This window comes from Alloyangia pacifica, assembly GCF_020524285.1.
Classification (GTDB): domain Bacteria; phylum Pseudomonadota; class Alphaproteobacteria; order Rhodobacterales; family Rhodobacteraceae; genus Salipiger; species Salipiger pacificus_B.
This window is the reverse complement of record NZ_JAIVKX010000013.1, coordinates 1-20979: the sequence shown is the minus strand read 5'-3', so window position 1 is coordinate 20979 and position 20979 is coordinate 1. Positions and strand designations below refer to the sequence as shown.

General features: G+C 66.1%; 20 protein-coding genes and 1 pseudogene. 5 read left to right on the top strand and 16 right to left on the bottom strand.

Annotated elements, in window-relative coordinates; genetic code table 11:
- The first annotated feature begins 60 nt into the window (after positions 1-60).
- The 4 genes from LC039_RS17955 (at position 61) to LC039_RS17940 (ending at position 3797) form a co-directional block, all read left to right on the top strand.
- Positions 61-1179, top strand: coding sequence for a C4-dicarboxylate TRAP transporter substrate-binding protein (locus tag LC039_RS17955; protein ID WP_226627038.1), 1119 nt, complete (start codon positions 61-63; stop codon positions 1177-1179).
- Between the two features lie 72 nt (positions 1180-1251).
- Positions 1252-1737, top strand: coding sequence for a TRAP transporter small permease subunit (locus LC039_RS17950; RefSeq protein ID WP_226627037.1), 486 nt, complete (start codon positions 1252-1254; stop codon positions 1735-1737).
- A gap of 21 nt (positions 1738-1758) precedes the next feature.
- A complete protein-coding gene (locus tag LC039_RS17945; RefSeq protein ID WP_226627035.1) occupies positions 1759-3066 on the top strand; it encodes a TRAP transporter large permease in 1308 nt (435 codons plus the stop codon).
- A 23-nt stretch (positions 3067-3089) separates the two neighbouring features.
- Positions 3090-3797 (top strand): SDR family NAD(P)-dependent oxidoreductase, encoded by a 708-nt coding sequence (locus LC039_RS17940; protein WP_226627033.1) that lies wholly within the window; start codon positions 3090-3092, stop codon positions 3795-3797.
- 261 nt (positions 3798-4058) lie between these two features.
- On the opposite strand, the gene LC039_RS17935 is transcribed toward LC039_RS17940, so the two are convergent.
- The 14 genes from LC039_RS17935 to LC039_RS17870 all read right to left on the bottom strand — a co-directional run bounded on the left by LC039_RS17935 (position 4059) and on the right by LC039_RS17870 (position 17965).
- Positions 4059-5477, bottom strand: coding sequence for an amidohydrolase family protein (locus tag LC039_RS17935; protein WP_226627031.1), 1419 nt, complete (start codon positions 5475-5477; stop codon positions 4059-4061).
- Positions 5478-5523: 46 nt separating this feature from the next.
- Positions 5524-6054: a TRAP transporter small permease gene (locus LC039_RS17930; protein ID WP_226627029.1), complete on the bottom strand. Its 531-nt coding sequence runs from the start codon at positions 6052-6054 to the stop codon at positions 5524-5526.
- A 12-nt stretch (positions 6055-6066) separates the two neighbouring features.
- On the bottom strand, positions 6067-7047 hold the full coding sequence (locus LC039_RS17925) for a TRAP transporter substrate-binding protein (RefSeq protein ID WP_226627027.1): 981 nt from the start codon (positions 7045-7047) through the stop codon (positions 6067-6069).
- 42 nt (positions 7048-7089) lie between these two features.
- On the bottom strand, positions 7090-8373 hold the full coding sequence (locus tag LC039_RS17920; RefSeq protein WP_226627025.1) for a TRAP transporter large permease: 1284 nt from the start codon (positions 8371-8373) through the stop codon (positions 7090-7092).
- A 660-nt stretch (positions 8374-9033) separates the two neighbouring features.
- Positions 9034-10170, bottom strand: a complete 1137-nt coding sequence (locus LC039_RS17915; protein ID WP_226627023.1) for an ATP-binding protein — start codon at positions 10168-10170, stop codon at positions 9034-9036.
- The gene (locus tag LC039_RS17910) at positions 10167-11177 is read right to left on the bottom strand and encodes an ATP-binding SpoIIE family protein phosphatase (protein WP_226627021.1); all 1011 of its coding nucleotides are present in this window, start codon (positions 11175-11177) and stop codon (positions 10167-10169) included. The genes LC039_RS17915 and LC039_RS17910 overlap by 4 nt, the downstream gene beginning before the upstream one ends.
- Entirely contained in the window at positions 11174-11593 is a 420-nt protein-coding gene (locus LC039_RS17905) for an ATP-binding protein (protein ID WP_226627020.1), read from the bottom strand. Before LC039_RS17905 ends, LC039_RS17910 begins: the two co-directional genes overlap by 4 nt.
- Entirely contained in the window at positions 11586-11930 is a 345-nt protein-coding gene (locus tag LC039_RS17900; RefSeq protein WP_224907190.1) for an STAS domain-containing protein, read from the bottom strand. Before LC039_RS17900 ends, LC039_RS17905 begins: the two co-directional genes overlap by 8 nt.
- A gap of 10 nt (positions 11931-11940) precedes the next feature.
- Positions 11941-12816, bottom strand: coding sequence for an STAS domain-containing protein (locus LC039_RS17895; RefSeq protein ID WP_226627018.1), 876 nt, complete (start codon positions 12814-12816; stop codon positions 11941-11943).
- A 517-nt stretch (positions 12817-13333) separates the two neighbouring features.
- Positions 13334-13996, bottom strand: a complete 663-nt coding sequence (locus LC039_RS17890; protein WP_226627017.1) for a flavin reductase family protein — start codon at positions 13994-13996, stop codon at positions 13334-13336.
- Positions 13993-15402: a M24 family metallopeptidase gene (locus LC039_RS17885; protein ID WP_226627015.1), complete on the bottom strand. Its 1410-nt coding sequence runs from the start codon at positions 15400-15402 to the stop codon at positions 13993-13995. Before LC039_RS17885 ends, LC039_RS17890 begins: the two co-directional genes overlap by 4 nt.
- A 31-nt stretch (positions 15403-15433) precedes the next feature.
- Positions 15434-16249 carry an ABC transporter permease gene (locus tag LC039_RS17880; protein ID WP_226627013.1) on the bottom strand — a complete coding sequence of 272 codons (816 nt, stop codon included), beginning with the start codon at positions 16247-16249 and terminating at the stop codon, positions 15434-15436.
- Positions 16242-17039 (bottom strand): ABC transporter permease, encoded by a 798-nt coding sequence (locus tag LC039_RS17875; protein ID WP_226627011.1) that lies wholly within the window; start codon positions 17037-17039, stop codon positions 16242-16244. The genes LC039_RS17880 and LC039_RS17875 overlap by 8 nt, the downstream gene beginning before the upstream one ends.
- Positions 17040-17086: 47 nt before the next feature.
- Positions 17087-17965, bottom strand: coding sequence for an ABC transporter substrate-binding protein (locus LC039_RS17870; RefSeq protein ID WP_226627009.1), 879 nt, complete (start codon positions 17963-17965; stop codon positions 17087-17089).
- A gap of 90 nt (positions 17966-18055) precedes the next feature.
- Here LC039_RS17870 and LC039_RS17865 point away from each other — a divergent pair.
- Positions 18056-19182, top strand: a protein-coding gene (locus LC039_RS17865; RefSeq protein WP_226627007.1) for an IS3 family transposase whose coding sequence is annotated in 2 segments (ribosomal slippage) — positions 18056-18320 and positions 18320-19182 — 1128 coding nt in all. Because the reading frame shifts where the segments join, the coding sequence is not laid out codon by codon here.
- Between the two features lie 26 nt (positions 19183-19208).
- Here the strand turns inward: LC039_RS17865 and LC039_RS17860 are convergent.
- Complete coding sequence (locus LC039_RS17860) at positions 19209-20624, bottom strand: ABC transporter substrate-binding protein (RefSeq protein ID WP_226627006.1); 1416 nt, start codon at positions 20622-20624, stop codon at positions 19209-19211.
- 242 nt (positions 20625-20866) lie between these two features.
- Positions 20867-20979: pseudogene (locus LC039_RS17855) on the bottom strand (IS5/IS1182 family transposase); the annotation flags it as partial.

Sequence of the window (20979 nt, the reverse complement as noted above, 5' to 3'; positions counted from 1 at the left end):
AATAGAAAAATCCCCAGCGCGGGCGCCATCGGCCGCCCGCAGACCAACCCGGAGAGAGACATGAAGACCTTCCTGACCACCACGCTGCTCGCCAGCGTGCTTGCAAGTCCTGCGCTGGCGACCGATTTCATCGCCAACACCTTCTACGACGCGCAGCACCCGCTGGCGAAATACGGCTACACCGAATGGGCCGAGATCGTGAAGGACCTGTCCGGCGGTGAACTGGCGCCGCAGGTCTTCACCGGCACCGTGCTTCTGGCGCCGCGCGCCTCGATGCAGGGCATCCGCGACAACGTCGTGCAGGTCGGCCACCACGCCGCGATCTACACCCCCTCGGACCTGCCCGTGGCGAACGCGGTGCAGGAACTGGGCTTCAACTATGCCGACCCGATCACCGCGATCTTTGCCGTCGCCGATTTCTCGATGCACAATGACGCGCAACTGGCGGAATGGGACGATCAGGGCATCGTCTATCTCGGCGCCTACGCCACCCCGCCCTACATCCTCATGTGCGCCGAGCCGGTGCGCAATCTTGCCGAGCTGAAGGGCAAGCGCATCCGCACCGCCGGCTCCGCCGTCTCGGCCTGGGTCGAGGACGCGGGCGGCGTGCCCGTCAACGTGCCCTCGTCGGAGATGTACACCGGTCTCGAGCGCGGCACGCTCGACTGCGCCACCAACGCCGCCAACGACCTTGTGGACCGCTCGCTGCTGGAAGTGGCCGAGCACACCACGCTGCTGCCGACCGGCATGTACTGGTCGGGGCCGAACTGGGGCGTCAATCCCGGTTTCTGGTCCGGGCTGAGCGCCGAGCAGCGCGGCGTGTTCATGCAGGCCTCGGCCCGGTCGATGGCACGGATGATCATCAACTACACCGCACAGGCCGAGGCCGCGCTGGAGACCGCCAAGGACAAGGGCGGCAACGTCTACGAGCCGGAGGCCGATCTCGCCGCCTCGGTCGAGGAATTCCGCGCCAAGACGCTCGAAGGCGTCTACGACAAGGCGGCCGAGACCTACGGGCTGACCGACGCCCAGGCGGTGATCGACGACTTCCGCGCCACGATGGACAAGTGGACCGCGCTGCTGGCCGAGGTCGATACCGCGGACGAGGACGCGCTGACCGCGCTGGCGATGTCCGAGATCTACGGCGATCTCGATCCGGCCAGCTACGGCCTCAAGTAACCCCACCCGCATCGGAAACGTCAGGGGCCCCGCGACGGGCCCCTGTGCCCGCACGCCAAAGGAGGTGCCGCGATGCACGCCCTGATCCGCTGGACCAACCGCGCCGTCATGGCGCTCGCCTGCGCCTTCATGCTGCTGATGATGGCCCATATCACCACCGACGTGGCGCTGCGGTACTTCTTCGATGGCCGGCTCATCGGCACGCTCGAGATCGTCTCCTACTACTACATGGTGGTGATCGTCTTCCTGTCGCTCGGCTACGTCGAGCTGCGCGGCGAACACATCCGCGTCGATCTCTTCGCCAAGATGATGCCGCAGGGCGTGCAGCTTGCGCTCTACCTGCTGGCCTGCGTGCTCGGGCTCGTCTTCTTCGGCCTGCTGTTCTGGCAGTCGGCGCAGGACGCCCTCAGCGCCACGACCCGCGCCGAAGAGGCGATGAGCAACTTCACCTTCTACATCTGGCCCGCCCGCTGGGCGCTGCCGGTCGGCTTCGCGGGCATCTGGCTGGCGGTGCTGTCGAACCTGCTGAAATCCGCGACGCTGCGGCGCGCGCTGTAACCGCCGAGAGGGACTGAAACCATGAGCAATCTCGATATCGGCATTCTCGGCACCGTCGTCGCCCTCGTGCTGATCGCCCTGCGCGTGCCAATCGGCCTCTCGCTCGGGCTCGTCTCCATCGTCGGCATCTCGCAGATGTTCAACATGAACGTCGCCTGGGGGATGATTTCGGCCACCCCCTTCGACTACGTCGGGCAATGGGAGCTGTCGGCGGCGCCGATGTTCCTGCTGATGGGCTTTCTGTGCTCCGCGACGGACATGACGCGCGGGCTGTTCCTGTCGCTGCGGCTCTACCTCGCGCGGCTGCCGGGCGGGCTGGCGATCACCTCCGTCGGCGCCTGCGCCTTCTTCGCGGCGGCCTCGGGCTCATCGGTCGCCACCGCCTCGGCGATGTCGCGCATGGCGGTGCCGGAGATGCTCAAGCAGGGCTACGACCGCGGGCTCGCCACCGGCACCATCGCCGCCTCGGGCACGCTGGGTTCGCTGATCCCGCCCTCGGTGCTGCTGATCCTCTACGGCGTCTACGCGCAGGTCTCGGTCGGACAGCTGTTCATGGCGGGCTTTGTCCCCGGCATCCTCTCGGCGCTGATCTACATGGCGATGATCGTCACCCGCGTGAAGCTGAACCCGTCGCTCGCGGGCGAGACCCCGCCGCCGCCGACCGAGCAAGAGCGCCGCGCGGCGCTGCGGGATGTCTGGCCGCTGCCGACGCTGATCCTGCTGGTGCTGGGCGGCATCTTCTCGGGCGCCTTCTCGCCCACCGAGGCCGGGGCGCTCGGCGCCTTCTTCGCGGCGGTGATCAGCGCGGTGCGCGGCAAGCTCACCCGCGCCGCGGTGATCGAGGCGGTGACCCAGGCGGTGATCTCCACCGGGTCGATCTTCATCATCCTGATCGGCTCGCTGTTCTTCACCCGCTTCCTCGCGCTCTCGGGCCTGCCCACGGCCTTCTCCAACGCGATCCTCTCGGTCAGCAGCGAGACCTGGTGGATCCTCTTCGCGGTGGCGGTGATCTATCTCGTGCTGGGCATGCTGATCGACTCCATCGGCCTGCTGCTGCTGACCCTTCCGATCCTCGTGCCGCTGGTGCAGACCACCGGGATCGACGCGATCTGGTTCGGCATCATCATCGTCAAGCTGCTGGAGATCGGCCTCGTGACGCCGCCGATCGGGCTCAACGTCTACATGATCAACGGCGCGCTGAACAACGCGGTGACCCTGCCCGAGATCTTCCGCGGCATCTGGTGGTTCCTGTTGATGGATCTCGCGACATTGCTGATCCTGATCCTGTTTCCGGCGCTGACGCTCTGGCTGCCGTCTCTGGCCTACTGACCCACTGACCGAAAGGATCCACCATGACCGACCGCCCCGTAATGATGCTCACCGGCGGCAGCCGAGGGATCGGCGCCGAGATCGCCCGCGCGGCGCAGGCCCTCGGCTGGCACGTGAGCCTCGGGCTGCGCGACCCCGCGCGCGTGCCGGAGGGGCTTGATCCCGCCCTGCTCGACACCTTCGCCTACGACGCGACCGACCGCGAGGCCGAGGCGGCCTGGGCCGAGGCGGTCATGGCACGGCACGGCCGGATCGACGCCATCGTGGCAAGCGCCGGGCTATTCACCTCGAGCAGCATCGTCGAGGCCCCGGAGGCCGAGGTCGACACCCTGCTGGAAGTGAACCTGCGCGCGCCGCGGCGGCTGGCCATGGCGAGCTGGGACGCCCTGAAGGCCGCGGGCCGCGGCCGCGTCATCCTCCTCGGGTCACTGTCAGGCAAGCGGGTGGCCTCGGCCGGATCCGGGCTCTACTCGGTCAGCAAGTTCGCCGCGGTCGGCCTTGCCCACGCGCTGCGCTACGAGGGCTGGGACCATGGCATCCGCGCCACCGCGGTCTGCCCCGGCCTCGTGGCGACCGACATGGGCGAAACCGCCGCCGCGGGCAGCAGAGCCGCAGAGCAGATGACCCAGCCGGAGGAGGTCGCGCATCTGGTGATGGAAGCGATCGGCCTGTCGAACACCGCCTCGGTGCCGGAGATCCACATCAACTGCCGGACCGACGGGATATTCTGAGTGGTTGGGGCGACCGGCAGTCCGCTCGCCCGCCACACATCTCTGCGAGAGCAGGGAGCTTGCAGAGCCAGGGGACACGCGAAGCGCCCCGGGTTCAACTGAGCGGTGACGGTGCGGATCGTCATTTCGATCAAGCCAGCTATCGAGCTGGCCGATCGTTCCCCCGGCAAGCCGCCACCTGTAGCACTTCCCTTCCGCCCACTGAAAGGGTCCGCGCTGGCGGCGGAAGGGATGTCTTTCATGGGCCCCGGCCAGCGATGTTCAGCTCGGCGCCTGATCATGATGGACAGGGCGGAAGCTCCCGTACTCGGCGACGATCGTTTCGAGGCCAAGCGCACGGGCCGCAGCGACGCCTTCCGGCGGCACCACCATGGTGGTGCCCGAGCCGACAACCTCGCCCTCGCGCAGGATCGGCCTGCCAGCGCCAAAGCTCAGCACGGGCCGCCGGCGCTCGAGGTCGATGACCGTCACATCCGCATCCGCGCCGGGGGCGAGATGGCCCTTGCGGGCCGAAAGCCCCATCATGCGGGCCGGCTCGGCCGAGGTCTTTTGCACGAATTCCGAAAGGCTCAGCGCGTTGAGATGCACCAGCGCGAGGCCGCGCTCGCACAGGTCGTTGCGCGGCAGCCCGCCGCCGTCGGTGGCCAGCGCATCGATTGCGAAGCGGCCGCTCTCGCGGCGCAGCAGCGCCAGGGTGATCGAGGTGTCGGCCGGGTTGACGAAATAGCTCATGCCGATGTCGGTCTCGGCCTCGCGCCATGCCGCCACCGCCGTCTCGCCGGTCTCGAGGCGGGTGACGCCGCCTTCGTAGACGTGGATATGCGCCCAGCCCTCGAGGATCGCCTGTTCCATGCCCTTGATGTCGGCGCTGTAGCCGCCGGCGATCAGGTTGCGCTGGGTCGCGACGCTCTCGGGAATGCCGTTGGCGCATTTCGCCGAGTTGCCGTTGATCGGCGCGAGGTAGCTCTCGGACCAGATGTTGGGATAGCGCGCCAGGATCTGCGCTGCCTCGTAGGCCTCGAGCAGCGCCGGCCCCTGGAAGCCGCGTGCGTAGGCGTTGACGTGCGGCATGTGCAGCGGCTGGCCGCCCGCAAGCTCGCAGGCCTGCCGCAGCCCGTCGAGGTTCTGCGGCGTGTCCAGCGTGCCCGCGTGAAAGGCGACATGTGCGCCCTCGCGCCCGCAAAGCTCGATGACCCGGCCCGAGGCCTCGGGGGTCAGCGGGAAATGCCCGCCCAGCACCTTGAGCCCGACCGCCCCGGCGGCGCGGGCGCGGGCCAGCGCCGCTTCGAGCTCGGGCATCTCGGGGTTCGTGGTGTCGACGGTGTGGCCGGGGCGCACGTAGTCGATGCAGGCCAGTGTGAGGCCGGTGCCGGTGCGCGCGGCGATCTGCATGACGCTGTCGATCGGTCCGGCCATGTCGAGCGCGGTGGTCACCCCCGCCAGCGCCAGCATCCGGTGTCCGGCGGCGCCCCCCATCCAGCCCGAAACGTGGACGTGCGAGTCGATCAGCCCGGGCAGCACGTGCAGCCCGCTGACATCCTCTTCGCGCGCCGCAGCGGCGCTGATCTGCGGCGCGACCTCGGCGACCTTGCCCCCCTCGAAAGCGACATCGGCAATGCCGTTCACGCCCGAGCGCGGGTCGCAGACGTGGCCGCCGCGCAGGATCAGATCATAGGTCATCGTGTCTTTCCTTTCGTGCCCGTCCCCGCGGGGACAGGACGGCAATTCAGTCGGGCGTGGCGCGGCGCGGCGCCCCGTCATCGCCGCTGTGGCGTGCGAGGATATGGACGAAGATCACCACGATCATCAATGGCACGGCGATGGCGATCCAGATGGTGTGGAACGGCAGCGCCTCGGCCATGGTCTTGGTATGGCGCAGCAGGAAACCGCGCGCCGGGTTCATGCCGGGGCCGACGAAACAGTAGAGCAGCACCGGGGCAAGGTAGACGAACACCACCAGCGACCGCACCAGTTCGGCAGCGGTCTGCAGCCAAGGCGGCCCGTTCTTGACGCTGTTCATCAGCGCCGGGTCGAAGCGGCGCTTGAAGGCCATGGTGGCGCCGATGAGCCCGGCCCAGATCATCGCATAGCGCGCCAGCTCCTCGGTCCAGGAGGGGGGCTGCTGGAAGATGTAGCGCGCCGCCACCTGCAGCAGCACCACGCCGACGAGCACGACCAGCGCGGTGAGTGTCACCGCGCTGGCTGCCCAATCCAGGATCCGGCTGGTCCGGAGGATTGCGTTTTTCAGGGAGGTCATGAACGCTCCTGCTTACTCGGCCGCGGCCTTGGCGTCGATCCAGAGCTGGAAGTCCTCGGCGGAGACCTGAGTCTCCCACAGCGGTGCCGCCATCTCGATCATCTTGTCGCGCTCGCCCTCGGCCAGCAGGGTGATGGTCACGCCCAGCTCTGCCTGACGCTCGGCGATCTCGGTGGTCCATTCGGCGAGCCACGCGCGGTTGGCCTCGAGGCCCGCTTCCAGCGCCGCGTCGATCTGGCCCTGCTCTTCCTCGCTCAGGCTGTTGTACCAGTCATCCGAGACCATGATGGCGCGGGTCGACGGGAAGAGGTCCGCCGGGGTGTAGTTGGTCAGAAAGCCAGTGTGGCCGCCACGGATGGCCGAGCTCGGCGGGTTGAAGTAGCCGTCCGCAACGCCGGTCTGGATGGCGTTGGCCACCTCGGCCCAGGCGATCACGGTGCCGTTCGAGCCGAGCGCTTCCATCAGGTTCAGCTGCTCGGGATTCAGGGCGCGGAAGCGCAGGTCCGCCATGTCGGCGACGGTCGAGATCGGCTTCTTGGCGTTGTGGATGCCCATCGGGGTGCCGATGAAGTTGATGCCGGCGAAGCGCACGCCGAGGTCGAGCAGCGGGGCGCTGGCCTTCTCCATCATCGCGTCTTCGGACATGATCTTGTCGAGTTGTTCGTTGCTGTCGAAGAAGAACGGCAGGGTCAGGCCCTTGAGCACGGGCGAGACCGAATAGGCGGTCGAGGCGGCGGCGAGGTTGATCTCGAGCAGGCCCGAGGACACCTGATCGAGGCGCTCCTTCTCCTTGCCGAGGGTTTCCGAGGGGTAGATCTCGACGGTGAAATCGGTCCCTTCCAGCGCGTCGGCGAAGCCATGCGCGAACGTGGCCTCGCCGCTGTTCGCGGGGTCGTCCACCGAATTCATCGCGATCTTGATTTCAGCGGCCTGGGCGCAGGTGACGCCGAGGGTGAGCGCGCTTGCGGTGAGCAGGGTTGCAAGGGTTTTCATGTGGGAGGTCTCCTTGTTGGTAGGGCTCTTGATTGGGAGGGATCAGCGCAGCCCGAGCGCCGTGGGAAGGGCGAGGGTGATGGCGGGAACGTAGGTGAGGACGAGCAGCAGCAGCAGCTCGGCGATCAGGAAGGGCATGGTGACCCGGATCAGCCGCCAGTAGTCGAGCTTGACCACGGTCGACAGGATCAGCAGCACCGCGCCGAGCGGCGGCGACAGCAGGCCGGCGGTGATGTTGAAGCAGATGACGATCGCCAGATGGATCGGGTCGATCCCCATGGCCAGCGCCGCCGGCACGAAGATCGGGGCGAAGAGCGCCACGGCGGCTTTCACGTCCATCGCCATGCCAGCGCCAAGGAAAATCACGTTGATCAGCATCAGATAGCCGAGCGGCCCGAGACCCCAGCCTTCGACCACGCTCTGGATCGCCTGCGGCCACTGCAGCAGCGCCGCGATGTAGGAGAAGGTGGAAATCGCGCAGAGCAGGATGAACAGGCCGCCGAGCATCACACCCGTGCGCATCAGGCTGTCGAGGATGCCTTTGAGGTTGAGCTTGCCGTAGCCGATGCCGATCAGCAGCGCCGCAAGCACGGCCACCGCCGCCGCCTCGGCCGGGGTCATGAAGCCGAAGAGCGTACCGCCGAGAATGATGACCGGCAGGAGCAGCGCGGGGACCGCGCGGATCAGCGACGGCAGGAACGGCGGCAGGTCCATGTCGGCGCCGCCGGGGTGGTCGTCGCGATGGGCAAAATAGGCGTTCATGGCCATCAGCATGGCGGCCAGCAGCAGGCCCGGCAGAATACCGGCGGCAAACAGCGCGGTGACGTTGGTTTCCATCAGCGCGCCGTAGAAGATCATGATCGACGACGGCGGAATGATCGGCCCGATGATCGACGAGGCGCCGGTGATCGCCGAAGCGTAGTCGCGCGTGTAGCCGCGGCGTTCCATTTCCGGCACCAGCGAGTTGCCAAGCGCCGCGGCGTCTGCGGTGGCGGAGCCGGACACGCCAGCGAAGAACACCGATGTCACGACGTTCACATGGCCCAGACCGCCCTTCAGCCGACCGAAGACCGACATGCTGAGATCGATCAGCGCAGAGGCGACGCCGCCCCGGTTCATCAGGTCTCCGGCGAGGATAAACAGCGGCATGGCAAGGAAGGCGAAGCTGTCGAGCTGGCTGAACAGGCGCTGCGGCAGCACGGCCATGAACTGGGCCTTGTCGACGGCCCAGAAGGTCAGGATCGCCGAGGCGCCGATCAGATAGGCGATGGCGGAACCGGCCGCGAGCGCGACAGCTGTGAAGAGGAGGATGAAGGAAACGGGCAAGAGGACGTCCATGTGGGAGGCGAGGTCCCGGGACGCTGCAGAGCGGCGACGTAAAAGAAAATCCGCTAATCCTTCGTTTAATATAATGAGCCGTTATATAACCGCCCGCAACCCCATAGAAATTGATTATTTTCCGACACTTGCCCCATACCTCTCGCGAGTCTCCGTATCCCGGAAGTCGAGGTCGATCTCGTGTCACGCCTGCAAAGTAGGCAAGTATTCACGCGATGCGCGTTTTGACCTGCCCCCCTGCCGGTCTGTTGTTCATCCCCAGAGAGCGCAGATTTGCCCCGTGGAGCCTCGACAGCGCGCGCTTTGCGGCCGTTCGCTGCGGTTGCGAAGGCGACTTGCCCCAGCATCGACCTGCGTTGCCAAGACGCGGAAGTGCCAGACTTGCGATGCGAGGTAGACTAGGGGGCTGCCGTAGCCAGAACCGGTCTGTGGCACATTGCGAGGCCCCTGCGGTCCCGCGCTCCGCATGTTCGCCAGTGGCCGATCGCGCGCGAAGCTGCGCGGATTGTGCCGTCACTGAACCTGCGCGACTGCGCCGAGCAGGTCTCAAATGGCGCCGTCTACCGGGGCCAATACCTCGATGAGGACCGGCACGGCCGCCCCGGATGAGCAAAGCCGCCGCAGCAGAGCGCCAGGCCGCGCCGGAGGTCAGGCTTGCGCGGGAAACTTGATGTGCACGCGCAGACCATCCGCCCCGTCCACGGTCAGGGTGGCGTCATGCTGGAAAGTCAGCGTCCGGATCATCCGCCAGCCGAGAGAGTTCGACCGTTCCGGACGTTCGGCATCCGCCGGCAGGCCGACGCCGTTGTCCGATACCACCAGCGTGATGCCATGCTCCAGCTCGCCGGTGACCTCGACACGGATGAGTCCCTTCTCCCTCCCGACGAAGGCATACTTGAAGGCGTTGGTGATGAGTTCGCCGATGATGAGCCCGATGTCGATGGCAAGCTTGCTGTCGAGCTGCAGCGCTCCGCAGGACACCTCGATGCTGGCGGCGAGGGCGCCTCCGCTGAAGGCGCGCTCCGATGTCCTGGCGACCTCGTCGAGCATCTCCGACAGGTCGACCTTTCCGGCATCCGTGCCGCGCTGCATCAATTCGTGCGCCTTGGCCAGGGAGCCGACGCGGACCTCCAGCTCGGTCAGGACCTGCTGGGTTTCATCCTGTTCGGCCTGCGACTTGCTCATGCGGATCAGCGCGACGATGAGCGCGAGGTTGTTGCCAGTGCGGTGATGCAGTTCCTGCATGAGCAGGTCACGGTCGGCGATCCCCTCGCTCAGCTCCCGGTTCTGCTCGCTGAGAGCCGCAGTGGGATCCTTGGCGCTGAGTTCGTTCAACGCTTCGGTCGCCTGGTCGATGAGCTGGGGGCTGGCCGGCAAACTCGCCGACGGCTGGAACGCCGCATCGATCTGCGTGCCCTCGTGACCGGTCTCGACGTCGAAGCGCTTGGCAATCCTCTGCACGCCGCGCAGCCCCAGCCCCATGCCCGCCGAGGAGGTCGGCGGGCCGTCGGGCTCGAGGTTCTCTTTCGGGATCCCCCGCCCCTGATCGGTCACCAGAAGACCGAGCGCCGGCTTGCCGTTCACCTCGGTGAGCGAGAAGGTCGCACGCCCCTTCTGGCCATGCTCGATGGCGTTGCGGCCAAGCTCGACCACGGCGGTCACCGTCCGCGTCCGCTCGAAGGAGCCGAACTGCAGCACGTTGGTCAGCGTCATGGCCACCTCGCGCAGCCGGGCCACGTCGGCGCTTTTCTCGAGGGTCACGGTGGTGAGCTTCGCCGTCTTCATTGCTCGCGCTCCCGGTTGATGCGCATCACGACAATGCTGGCGTCATCCCGACCGCGGAAGGCCCGGTCGAGAAAGAAGCCGGCAATCAGCAGGGGGCTTTTCTTCAGCAGCCCCGGCGGGAAGTGGGTTTCCCGAAGCGTTTTCAGCCCGTCGCTGTGCAGGATCACCATGTCCCCCGCCTCGAGCTGCACGGCTTCCTCGTAGCCGCGGGTCGCGGCGCCGCCGATGCGACCGTCCCGAACCGCCATGCGGCGCACGCCCTGCGCGCCGATCAGCAAGGTCGAGATATTGCCGAGTCCGCAGTAGCGCATCTCCATCTGCGGCTGCGCGACATGCACCAGCGCGGCCACGGCGCCGCGCCGCCCGACCAGCGTCTCGGTGATCTGGCGCATCAGCTTGCCCGGCTCGGACGACAGCCCGCCCGCGGCGAAAGCGGCGTCCGTGACCTCGGCGGCGGCCTCGGCGGCGGCGGGACCATGGCCAAGGCCATCGCAGAGCAGCACGTCGGTCGCCCGCGGGGTCTGCCGGATCTGGTAGTCGTCGCCGCAGGAGTCCTCGTGCGGATGACACACGCGCAGGCCAACGGCCTCGACGCCGACGTCCAGGCGCTCGCCCCGCCCCCCGAAGGTGCACACGATAGTGGTTCCGTTCTCGGGCGAGCTGAAGATGTCAAAGGTATCGGACAACCGAACGATGGCCCCGAGCCCCAGCCCGGCGGAGTCCGTGGAGCTTTCGCCGTCCTGGAACATCCGGTCGATGTCTGAGATCCCCGGTCCGCGGTCGGTGAATATCATGGTGATCAGCTCGGCACCGGGGGACCGCACGAGCTCGATCAGGGCCCGGCCGCGCTCGGCGTAGCGCAGGATGTTCGTCGTCGCCTCTGTCGCGACGATCGCCAGCTCGTCGACGCGCGTCTCGGGAAGACCGATCTCGGCGCCATGGCGCCGCGCAAGCCGCCGCACCACGGCGACGGCGCTCCGATCATCAATCTCGACCCACTGGTTCATAGCTTCACGCTCATGGAAACGGTTGTACCCTTTCCGGGCTCGGACCGGACCTCGAACCCATGTGAGAGCCGCTTGGCCCCGCCAAGCCCCCTGCCCAGCCCGCCCGCGGTCGTGTAGCCCTCGGTCATGGCCAGCGTCACATCTTCGATCCCCGGACCTTCGTCCCGGCATTCGACGCGCAGATACTCGTTACGCGTATCGAGATAAATCGAAATCCGGCCACCACCACCGTGCACGATGGCGTTGCGAGCAATTTCGCTCACCGCCGTCGCGAAGCGCGTGATGCGCATCACCGAGAGCCCGCGTTCCTTGAGGATCCGGGCGACCGCCTGGCGCGCGGCGACCACGTCCCGGCTGGTTGCGAGCGTTATCTCCGCGATCGCGGGCCTGCCTGATGTCCCTTCGGGATCAGGCACGCCGCAACTGGGACAGCGCGTGGGTCAGGCTGAGCGCCGTGCGGGTCTCGGGCAGGTACATCCCCAGCTCGACCAGGGTCACGGCCACCGCCGGGCGCATCCCGACAACGTAGGTCTCGGCGGCCAGCAGCCGGGAGATTCCGGCCAGCTGGGCGATGACGCGCCCGACGAAGGTATCGACGATCTCCAGCGAGCTGATGTCGAGGATCACGCCCTTGACGTTCTCCTTGGCGATCCGGTTGGAGAGGGTCTCCTGCAACTCGACGATTTCGGTATCGGTGACGTCGTCCTGAATGGAGACGAGAAGCGCGTTCTCGACCAGATTTATGGACGTCACACCCGACACGTCAGGAGGCCTCGGTGGTCTTGATCACATAGCCGACCTTCTGCAGCGCATCGGACAGCGCCGTGCGGATGCTGGACCGGGTCGAGACGGTGCCCACGTCGATGCCGAGTTGCACCATGGTCTGCGCGATCATCGGGCTGATGCCGCTGATGATGCATTCGGCCCCCATCAGACGCACCGCGGCCGCGGCCCGCAGAAGGTGCTGCGCAACCTGCGTGTCGACGGTGCCGACACCGGTGATGTCCATGATCACCACCTCGGCCTGGCGCTCGAGGATGGTCTGCAGAAGGTTCTCCATGACCTCCTGCGCCCGGGCGGAATCCAGCGTACCGATGAGCGGCAGCGTGAGCACCCGGTCCCAGAGTTCGACCACGGGGGTCGACAGTTCGAGCATCTCCTGGCGCTGGCGTTCGATGATCTGGTCGCGCTCGCCGATGAAGATCTCGTTGGTGTAGATCGCGAAGGCGTCGACAAGCCGGGTCACCATCAGCACGTCGCGAATGAGCTTCCCGCCTTCGACGCCGGGCATGGCCTCGAGCCGCTTGAACAGCGGCGCCTTGAGCGCCAGCACGAAGGTCGCCATTTCGGTCGGCGTGACGCCGCGGCTGACGCGCTCCTTGCTGACATCGGCCAAGACGGCGCGCAGGTCTTCCCAGGCATCATCTTCGAGGCTGAATTCCTCGTTCACGACACCCGCCCGAACGCCCTTGCCGAATGCTTTCAGGAGTTCCTGGTTCTGCGCACGACTTTCGGAGTCGGAGAACAGGTCGGAGCGCTTCACGCCCTCCTTGACCTGGGTGCCAAGCCACTCTTCCACGACACCGGAGAAATCGGTTTCGAGGATGGTCAGAATATTTGCCGTCGCTGTTTGCGGCATTTGCAGGAACCCCAGTTCATTATTATTCGGCAGATAAGCCAGTTAGCGGAAATAAAGTCAACGGCAATGGGAACGTAGCCTATCGCTGCGTCAGGCAGAAGAATACGTCATGCACCGACGCCGGCAAGACCGCTCCCTCTCTTCGGTCGACACGTCGGGATCAGAGCCTTCATGCACGATTTCCATGCCCGCTTCCATGCCCACCGCCGAAAGGTCGGCGCCAAGCGCCGCGGGCTTCATCGCATCCTAGGACAGGGACGGCCTTGGTCTCGGCCGCCCCTCCGCGGCAGCCAGTGCAAACCGGCGGCCGTTCAGCCCCTTCGGCGGTCCCACAGCTGTCAGCAGGACATCCGCTGGCCGTCCCGAATTCAAGCGCTCTAGCGCTTCCGAGCCAGAGCCCTTCCGATGGCCAGCACTTCAGCGGGGGTCATCTGCGCCCGGCGGATCGGGAAGGGCCGAAGCTGCGGGCATTTCCCAGTTCTCCAAGTGATCGGTTTCGGTGTTCCCGAAACGAGCCTCAGCCCGCCTTCTCCGAGACTTCCATGAACTCCTCCACGGTCGGCGTCACACGCTCGAACTGGTCGAGCTGACGCGCGTAGAGGTGCCCGCCAAGACGCCCGACGGCGTCGATGCCGATCTGATCGACGTAGTGGGTTTCGGGGTCCACCAGCGTCTCGCGCACGAACATCCGCTTCACCTCACCGAGCACGATGGTGCGCGCGGGGCTGACCGGGACAGTCTGCACCAGATGGCACTCGAAGGCGGCGGGGGCTGCGAGGATGCGCGGGCTGCGCACCGTCTCGCCGGGTGCGGTTTCGAGCCCCGCAAGGGCGAGCTCGTCGACATCCGCCGGGAACTTGATCGAGCAGATCTCCATCTGATCGACCAGCGCATGGTCCGAGATGTGGACGGTGAACTCGCCTGTGGCGAGGATGTTTGCCGCCGTGTCCTTGGGGGTGCCGTCGGGCTTGTGCTCGATCCCCACCGCCATGATCGCCGGATCATGGGTGAGGATGTTGAAGAAGCTGAAGGAGCCCGCGTTGGGCGTGCCCTCCTCCGACAGGGTGGTGATCAGCGCGATGGGGCGCGGGATCACCGTACCGATCAGCAGCTTGTAGCGCTGCTTCGGCGTCAGCTCGGCGAAGTCGAAGGCGTGGCTGGTCATGATCTGATCTTTCATGCGGGGATCCGGTGCGTCTCGAGGGGCGTGTGGCGCGAGAGGTTCTCGAAGCCGTCGGCGGTCACAACGTACATGTCGCCGATGTTGCAGCCCGCCGACATGGGCTCGAGCCATTGCGTGTGCAGGACGAAGACCATGCCCTCCTCGAGCCTGTCATAATTGTGCGAGGAGATGTTGAAGGCGTTCTGCCCGCCCGCCATGCCGACCGAATGGCCGAGGTTGGGGTTATGCGGGCCGAAGGTTGCCGGGTAGACATGCATCAACTTGCGGCCCTGCGCCTCGTAGTCGGCGTCGGGGACGTACTGGCGCGGAATTTCGCGCGGGCCGCCATCGTCGGCGGTGCGCCAGTTGTAGGGCATGGTGCGCGCCTCTGCGTCTTTCAGCAGACCGGCCTCGATGTAGCTGCCAAAAGCGGCGTTGTTCAGGTCGCGGATCAACGTGCCGGGGCGAATCAACTTCTCGGCGGCCTGCACACCGCGGGTGCAGGCGTCCAGCACCAGCTCCTGCCGGTCGGTCAACTCGCCCAAGGCGAACATGCGCGCGGCCTGGGCGGTGTAGCCCTGGTAGGTGACGTTCGACACGTAGAGGTTGGCGAGGTCGCCCTTGCGCATGACGTGGCCGTAGGGCTTGCCGCAATGCGTGCCCCATTCGTTGGCGCCGATTTGGTAGCCGTCGCCGGTCTCGCCGCCACGGGCCATCTGAGCAAGGGTGAAGGCCGCGTAGATCTCATAGTCGGTCACGCCGGGGCGGGCGACATGATAGGCCGCCTGCGTCGCGATGCTGATCAGCTGCGCGGCGGTGCGGAACTGAGCAATCTCGGCAGGCGTGCGGTTGCGCTGCATGCGGTCGAGAATGCCGTGCTGGTCGGAGAATTTCGCCTTGGGCATCTCGGGCACCAGCGCGGCGCGGAACCCGGCCGAGCGCTTGTCGCCAATGAAGCCGATATTGTCGGCCTTCAGCTCACCCAGGATACCAACCAGCGCCTGCATCGTCTTGGCACCCGAGTCGCCGGGGATGTCGGCGTATTCGCGGCCCACGGCGCCGATCTGCAAGATGCGGTCCACGCCCACCGGCTCGCCGCCCGGCGGCAGGATCACCGACTGGGTGAAGAACGACAGCAGCACCGGCTCCTTGTCCTCATCCATCGGCACAATGAGCACCCCCTCGCGCATCCAGTCGCAGAGGTAGCGCAGGTAGGCATGCGCCGCGTGGAACCAGCCGACGCTGTCACAATGCACGACCACCGCGTCGAGCCCGGCAGAGACCGCCTCGCGCTTCAGCTTGCGCATCCGCTCGGCGTATTCCTCCGCCGGGATCGGCATCGCGGGGGTGAAGTCGAAGTCAGGCGCGAAATCGCCGAGCAGGCTTTCGACGGACGGCCGGGCGCCGGAGCTGTGCGCGTTCATGGGAAGGTCCTTTCCGTGAGGGGGTTCGGGGTCAGCGGGCATCGCGCCCGCCGAAGCGTTGCAGGGTGACCAGCAGCAGGGCCGCGGCGAGGATCAGCACGCCGGAGACCGCGGCAACCCGTCCGTCGAGACTTTCCTCGAGCATGGCGAAGAGGCGCAGCGGCAGCATGGTCCGACCCGGATCGCCGAGGAAGAGCGTCACCGACACGTTGTCGATCGACTGCATGAAGACGAGGAAGGCGCCTGCGAAGATACCGGGAAGAATGCCCGGCAGGCTGATGCGCAGGAAGGTGCGGGCGCGGCTGGCGCCGAGCGTGGCCGAGGCTTCCTCGAGCGCCGGGTTCATGCGCTGCGCAAGGCCCAGCACGGTGCGGAACATCAGCGGCGCGAAGACCGCCGCGTGGCCGATCAGCACCGCGAGGAAGGACGGGCCGAGGCCGAGCAGGCTCAGCGCCAGCAGCGCGGCGAGCGCGTAGACGAGGCTGGGCAGCACCAGCGGCGCCAGCAGCACCGGCTCGACCGACCCGGCGAAGCGCTTCGGCGCGCGCGCCAGCGCCCAAGCGGCGGGGGCGGTGATCAGAGTGACCACGGCGACCGTGGAGAGCGCCACCTCGATCGAGTTCTTGGCGGCGGTGTGGATCGGCTCCGAGGCGATCGGGTCGAACAGCATCTCGTACCAGCGCAGCGAGAAGCCCTCGGGCGGGAAGCGCAGCGTGGTGCCGGAGTTGAAGGACATCAGAAGTGCCAGCAGGATCGGGCCGATCATGAAGGCCAGCACCGCGAGGCCGCAGCCCCAGACGAAGCCCCAGTAGAGGGCGGTGGAGATCTTCGAGCGTGTCTCAAGCATGACCTTGGAGCCTTTCGTGACGGGCGAGCATGGTGAGGCCCAGCATGATGACGCCGGTGGACGCCAGAAGAAGGATCGAGATCGCGGCGGCCATTGGCCATTGGAAGAGTACACCGACCTCGCGGTAGACAAATTGCGGAAGATAGATCAGCCGCGCGCCGCCGATGACGCTCTGCGTCACGTAAGAGGTGGTGGCGGAGGCGAAGACCAGCACCCAGCCCGCCAGCACGGCGGGGATGATCTGCGGGAAGATCGCCGAGAACCAGGCACGCCAGCGTCCTGCGCCCAGTACCTCGGCAGCCTCCAGAGTCTTGCGGTCGGCGCGGTTGAGCACGGCAAAGACCGGCAGCAGCAGCAGCGGCAGTTCGATCTGCACCAGCGCGATGATCAGCCCGGTCTCGGAGAAGAGCAACGAGAACGGGCGCTCGGTGAGGCCGAGCCCGAGCAGCGTCTGGCTGATCGGTCCGTTGCGCCCCAGCAGCACGACCCAGGCGAAGGTGCGCACCACGTTGGCGGTCAGCATCGGCAGCAGCGTGCAGATCAGGATCAGCCCGCGGAGACGTTTCCCCGCGTGCCAGTAGAGCATCACCAGCGGCAGCGCCGCCAGCGAGACGAAGCAGGTCACCTTCGCCCCCAGCGCCAGCGTGCCGGTGAGCACGCCGCGCGCGAAGGGGTCGGAAAGGAAGGCCGCGAAGTTCCCAAGGCCCCAACTTCCATCCTCCCCGCGCAGGCTGATGCCGGCGAGCAGCAGCAGTGGCGAGATGAAGAACAGCACCATGAAAGCGATCATGGGCCACGACAGTAAGGTTTCTTTGCGGATCATCGCGGCTCTCCCGATCAGCGGACGACGAGGCGGTCGAAGGTTTCCGTCCACTCCGCGCGGTGCTTGTTGATCGCCTGCCAGTCCGGGTAGACGGCGTTTGCCACCTGCTCGGGGGTGACGAACTGCGAGACGACCTCGGAATACGGCACATCCACGTTGGTCGGGATCATCGCGGTCGGCGGCTCGGCCAGCTGGGTCTGCGCGGCGGCGTCGATGGCGGCATCCATATAGGCGTAGACGCCATCGGGGTTGGACGCGCCTTTCACCAGATGGATCGCGACGGGCACCGAGGGCGAGCCGGTTTCGGGATGGGCGAACTCGCAGGGCATGCCCAGTTCGCGCAGCTTGGCGACGTTGCCGGTCGAGGCCATGAACACGGCGATCTCGCCCTGCTGGTACATGGTCATCTGGTTCGAGCCCGAGGTCGCGATGGCGCCGATCTTCGGCAGGTAGGCCTCGAGCAGATCGAAGACCGGCTGCATGTTGTCATAGGTGCCGCCGTAGGCCTTGTTGATCTCTGTATAGGCCATGGTCGCGGTGTTCGAGCCGAAGCCGATGAGCGCAAGGTTGCCTTCGCACTGCGGGTCCTCGAAGAGCGCCTTGTAGCCCGCGGGCTTGTCGACCACCTCGGGGTTGTAGGCGATGCCGTTGACCTCGATCGTTACATAGGGCCCCCACGCGTTCTGCGCGGCAGGGCTCAGCTTGTCCCAGTTCTTCAGGCGCGTGGGGTCGATCTTCTCGATCAGCCCTTCCTGGATCAGGATGTCGCTCTGGCCCGGCGAGACGAGCAGCGCGTCATAAGGCGGCTGGCCGGGGCTGGCCATCAGGCGGGCGATCTGGTCCTGCGCCAGCGACGGCGCGACGGTCAGATCAAAGCCCGCGTCCTTGACCATCGGGCCGACGATCTGAGCCAGCCCCTTTGAAGTGGTTCACCCACGAAGCGTGAAATCCGATAGGATTTCGGCGGACAGGAGGACTACGGAATGGCTGGAAAGCGAGAGAAGCCGGAAGACATTGTCACCAAGCTGCGTCAGGTCGAGGTTTTGCACGGCCAAGGCCTGTCGATGGCCGATGCGGTGCGCCAGATCGGGATATCGCAGCACACGTTCTACCGCTGGCGGAAGCAGTATGGCGGGATGAACCGGGCACAGGTGTCGCGGCTCAAGGACCTCGAGAAGGAGAACCTGAGGCTGCGGCGGGCGGTATCTGACCTGACGCTCGAGAAGCTGATCTTGACCGAGGCTGCTCAGGGAAACTTCTAAGCCCTTCGCGCCGCCGCGAGTGCGTGGAGCATGTGTGCCAGACACTCGGCATCTCCGAACGCCGGGCCTGCCGGGTGCTTGGCCAGCACCGCTCCACGCAACGCAAGCCACCACAGGGCCGGGAAGACGAGGCGCGGCTGACCGCCGACGTCATCGAGCTGGCCCGGGAGTATGGCCGCTACGGCTACCGCCGGGTCGCCGTGCTGCTGCGCCGGGAGGGCTGGCAGGTGAACCACAAGCGGGTGGCGCGCATTTGGCGGCGCGAAGGGCTCAAGGTCCCGCACAAGCAGAAGAAACGCGGCCGCCTCTGGCTGAACGATGGCTCCTGCGTGCGGCTGAAGCCTGAACATCCCAACCACGTCTGGTCCTACGACTTCGTGCAGGACCGGACCAGCGACGGCCGGGCCTACCGGACACTCAACATCCTCGATGAATATACGCGGGAGGCGTTAATGATCCGTGTCGACAGGCGACTGAACTCCACCGATGTCCTGGACGCTCTGACCGATCTCTTCATCCAGCGCGGCCCGCCGCGGTTCATCAGGTCCGACAACGGCCCGGAGTTCATCGCGCAGAAGGTCCGCGACTGGATCGAGCTGGTGGGCGCGAAGACTGCCTACATCGAGCCGGGGTCACCCTGGGAGAACGGCTATTGCGAGAGCTTCAATGCGCGCTTCCGGGATGAGCTACTAAATGGCGAGGTCTTCTACTCGTTGAGGGAGGCGCAAATCCTCATCGAAAGATGGCGAAAACACTACAACATGGACCGGCCGCATAGCGCTCTCGGATATCGGGCGCCGACGCCAGAGGCCTTCATCCCTATAGATCGAAGGCCGACCATGCATTAGCATTTAACCCGGACCACTCGATGGGGTCAGCTCACCTCGGCCCAGAGCTGCATCTGCATTTCCGGGTCCGCCTCGGCGCGGGCGGCGTCGATCTGCTGGTCCGCCACAGCGCAGTGCGAGAAATTCGTCACCGCCGTCGGCGTCCCGACGATCGCCTTGGAATGGTAGAACTGGCTGAGGTAGCTGTCGGCCACAGGGAAGCGCGCGGCGCCGTAGAAGACCATGTCGCTCAGGTCCTGGCGGATCTGCTGATGATAGGTCGGGTGGTCGACGACGTTCATTTCCATCTTGATGCCGGCCTGGCCCAGCTGCGCCTGGATCACTTCCATGATCGGCTGCTGGGACGAGCTGGAGGAAACGACCGCCGTCAGCGTGATCCCGTCGGGGAAGCCTGCCTCTGCCAGCAGGGATTTCGACAGCTCCGGGTCATAGCTGTAGGTGCCCGCATCGCAGTTCTCGCCCAGGTAGCCCGACGGCACGGCAGAACAGCCGCGCGGACCGACACCCTCGCCTACGAAGGCCGAAATCTCGTCCACATTGACGGCATGGGCCACGGCTTCGCGGACCTTGATGTTGTCCAGCGGCGCATGGGCCTCGTTCAGGTAAAGGGTGCGGTATTCGCCGGGCGCGAAGGTGTCGACGATCATGTCCTGGTTGCGGCTCACCTGATCGACCCAACGCTGCTCCCGCTTGCCGTAGATCAGGTCCAGCTCGCCCGACATCAGCGCCAGTTCGCGGCTGGAGTCGGACGGGATGATCTGGAGGCGGATACCGTCCAGCTTGGGGGCGCCACGATAGTAATCGGGGTTCGCCACCAGATCGACGTGCTGCTGGGTCACGGCCTCTTCGAACTCGAACGGGCCGGTGCCGACGGGATCACCGTTGAAGGCATCGCCCTTTTCCTCGGCGGCCTTGCGGCTGACGATCATGCCGCCGTGGTAGTTGGCAACCAGGCCAAGGAAGCCCGGAACCGGCGCGCTGAGCTTGATCTGAACGGTTTTCGCATCAACTGCCTCGACGCTTTCGAAGGCGGCGTAATCATTCGCGAAGGACGACCGCTCCGGATCGGCCGCTCGCTCTAGGGAATAGACGACGTCATCGGCGGTCAATGGGCCGTAGCCCCGCTGGAATTCGACACCATCACGCAGGTGGAACGTCCAAGTCAGCCCGTCTTCGGAAGTTTCCCAGCTGGTCGCTAGGTCCGGCTCGATTGAGGCCGGGTCGGCACTGCCCGGAGCGAACCGTACCAGACCGTTGAACATCCAGCCCGCCAGCGCAACGTCGGTGGTCGCCGTAGCCCGGTGCGGATCGAGGTTCGTCGCATCCATGTTGATGCCGACATTCAGCGTCGCGGCGATCGCGACGGCACTGGTCATCGACAGCCCGGCAGCCACGGCCAGCCCCAGCATGCGCCTCAGATTTGTCACTGCGTTTCCAGTCATGATCGTTTCCCTGTTGTTTTGATGCGGCCGACTATGGGAACGCACCCCTATGTCGTCAAAATCGAAAACCTTCGGCAAATATTCCGTGAGGTTATACGCCCGCAAATCAGTCACCTCTGCCTCAGGGCGCGTTGCAGTTATGGGCAGGGAGGATTCAATTACGAGTTCCGGCGGTTCGACGGTCGCATGACTCTGTTGCACAAATCGGCTGATGATCAGGCTCTCCCTTTCCCCAAACGGACTTATCCCACGGCCACAGTAACGGGTATGCCGAGCGCGGTGTGACCGTTCATGACGGCGATACGGACTTGGACTTCCGCAAGCTGACGGTCGAAATCCCGGGCCATGAGGCGTT

Bases quoted from the DNA above. Each gene is read 5' to 3' on its own strand.
- LC039_RS17955 (WP_226627038.1), top strand. From the start codon at position 61: ATGAAGACCTTCCTGACCACCACGCTGCTCGCCAGCGTGCTTGCAAGT.
- LC039_RS17950 (WP_226627037.1), top strand. From the start codon at position 1,252: ATGCACGCCCTGATCCGCTGGACCAACCGCGCCGTCATGGCGCTCGCC.
- LC039_RS17945 (WP_226627035.1), top strand. From the start codon at position 1,759: ATGAGCAATCTCGATATCGGCATTCTCGGCACCGTCGTCGCCCTCGTG.
- LC039_RS17940 (WP_226627033.1), top strand. From the start codon at position 3,090: ATGACCGACCGCCCCGTAATGATGCTCACCGGCGGCAGCCGAGGGATC.
- LC039_RS17935 (WP_226627031.1), bottom strand. From the start codon at position 5,477: ATGACCTATGATCTGATCCTGCGCGGCGGCCACGTCTGCGACCCGCGC.
- LC039_RS17930 (WP_226627029.1), bottom strand. From the start codon at position 6,054: ATGACCTCCCTGAAAAACGCAATCCTCCGGACCAGCCGGATCCTGGAT.
- LC039_RS17925 (WP_226627027.1), bottom strand. From the start codon at position 7,047: ATGAAAACCCTTGCAACCCTGCTCACCGCAAGCGCGCTCACCCTCGGC.
- LC039_RS17915 (WP_226627023.1), bottom strand. From the start codon at position 10,170: ATGAAGACGGCGAAGCTCACCACCGTGACCCTCGAGAAAAGCGCCGAC.
- LC039_RS17910 (WP_226627021.1), bottom strand. From the start codon at position 11,177: ATGAACCAGTGGGTCGAGATTGATGATCGGAGCGCCGTCGCCGTGGTG.
- LC039_RS17895 (WP_226627018.1), bottom strand. From the start codon at position 12,816: ATGCCGCAAACAGCGACGGCAAATATTCTGACCATCCTCGAAACCGAT.
- LC039_RS17890 (WP_226627017.1), bottom strand. From the start codon at position 13,996: ATGAAAGATCAGATCATGACCAGCCACGCCTTCGACTTCGCCGAGCTG.
- LC039_RS17885 (WP_226627015.1), bottom strand. From the start codon at position 15,402: ATGAACGCGCACAGCTCCGGCGCCCGGCCGTCCGTCGAAAGCCTGCTC.
- LC039_RS17880 (WP_226627013.1), bottom strand. From the start codon at position 16,249: ATGCTTGAGACACGCTCGAAGATCTCCACCGCCCTCTACTGGGGCTTC.
- LC039_RS17875 (WP_226627011.1), bottom strand. From the start codon at position 17,039: ATGATCGCTTTCATGGTGCTGTTCTTCATCTCGCCACTGCTGCTGCTC.
- LC039_RS17870 (WP_226627009.1), bottom strand. From the start codon at position 17,965: ATGGTCAAGGACGCGGGCTTTGATCTGACCGTCGCGCCGTCGCTGGCG.
- LC039_RS17860 (WP_226627006.1), bottom strand. From the start codon at position 20,624: ATGACTGGAAACGCAGTGACAAATCTGAGGCGCATGCTGGGGCTGGCC.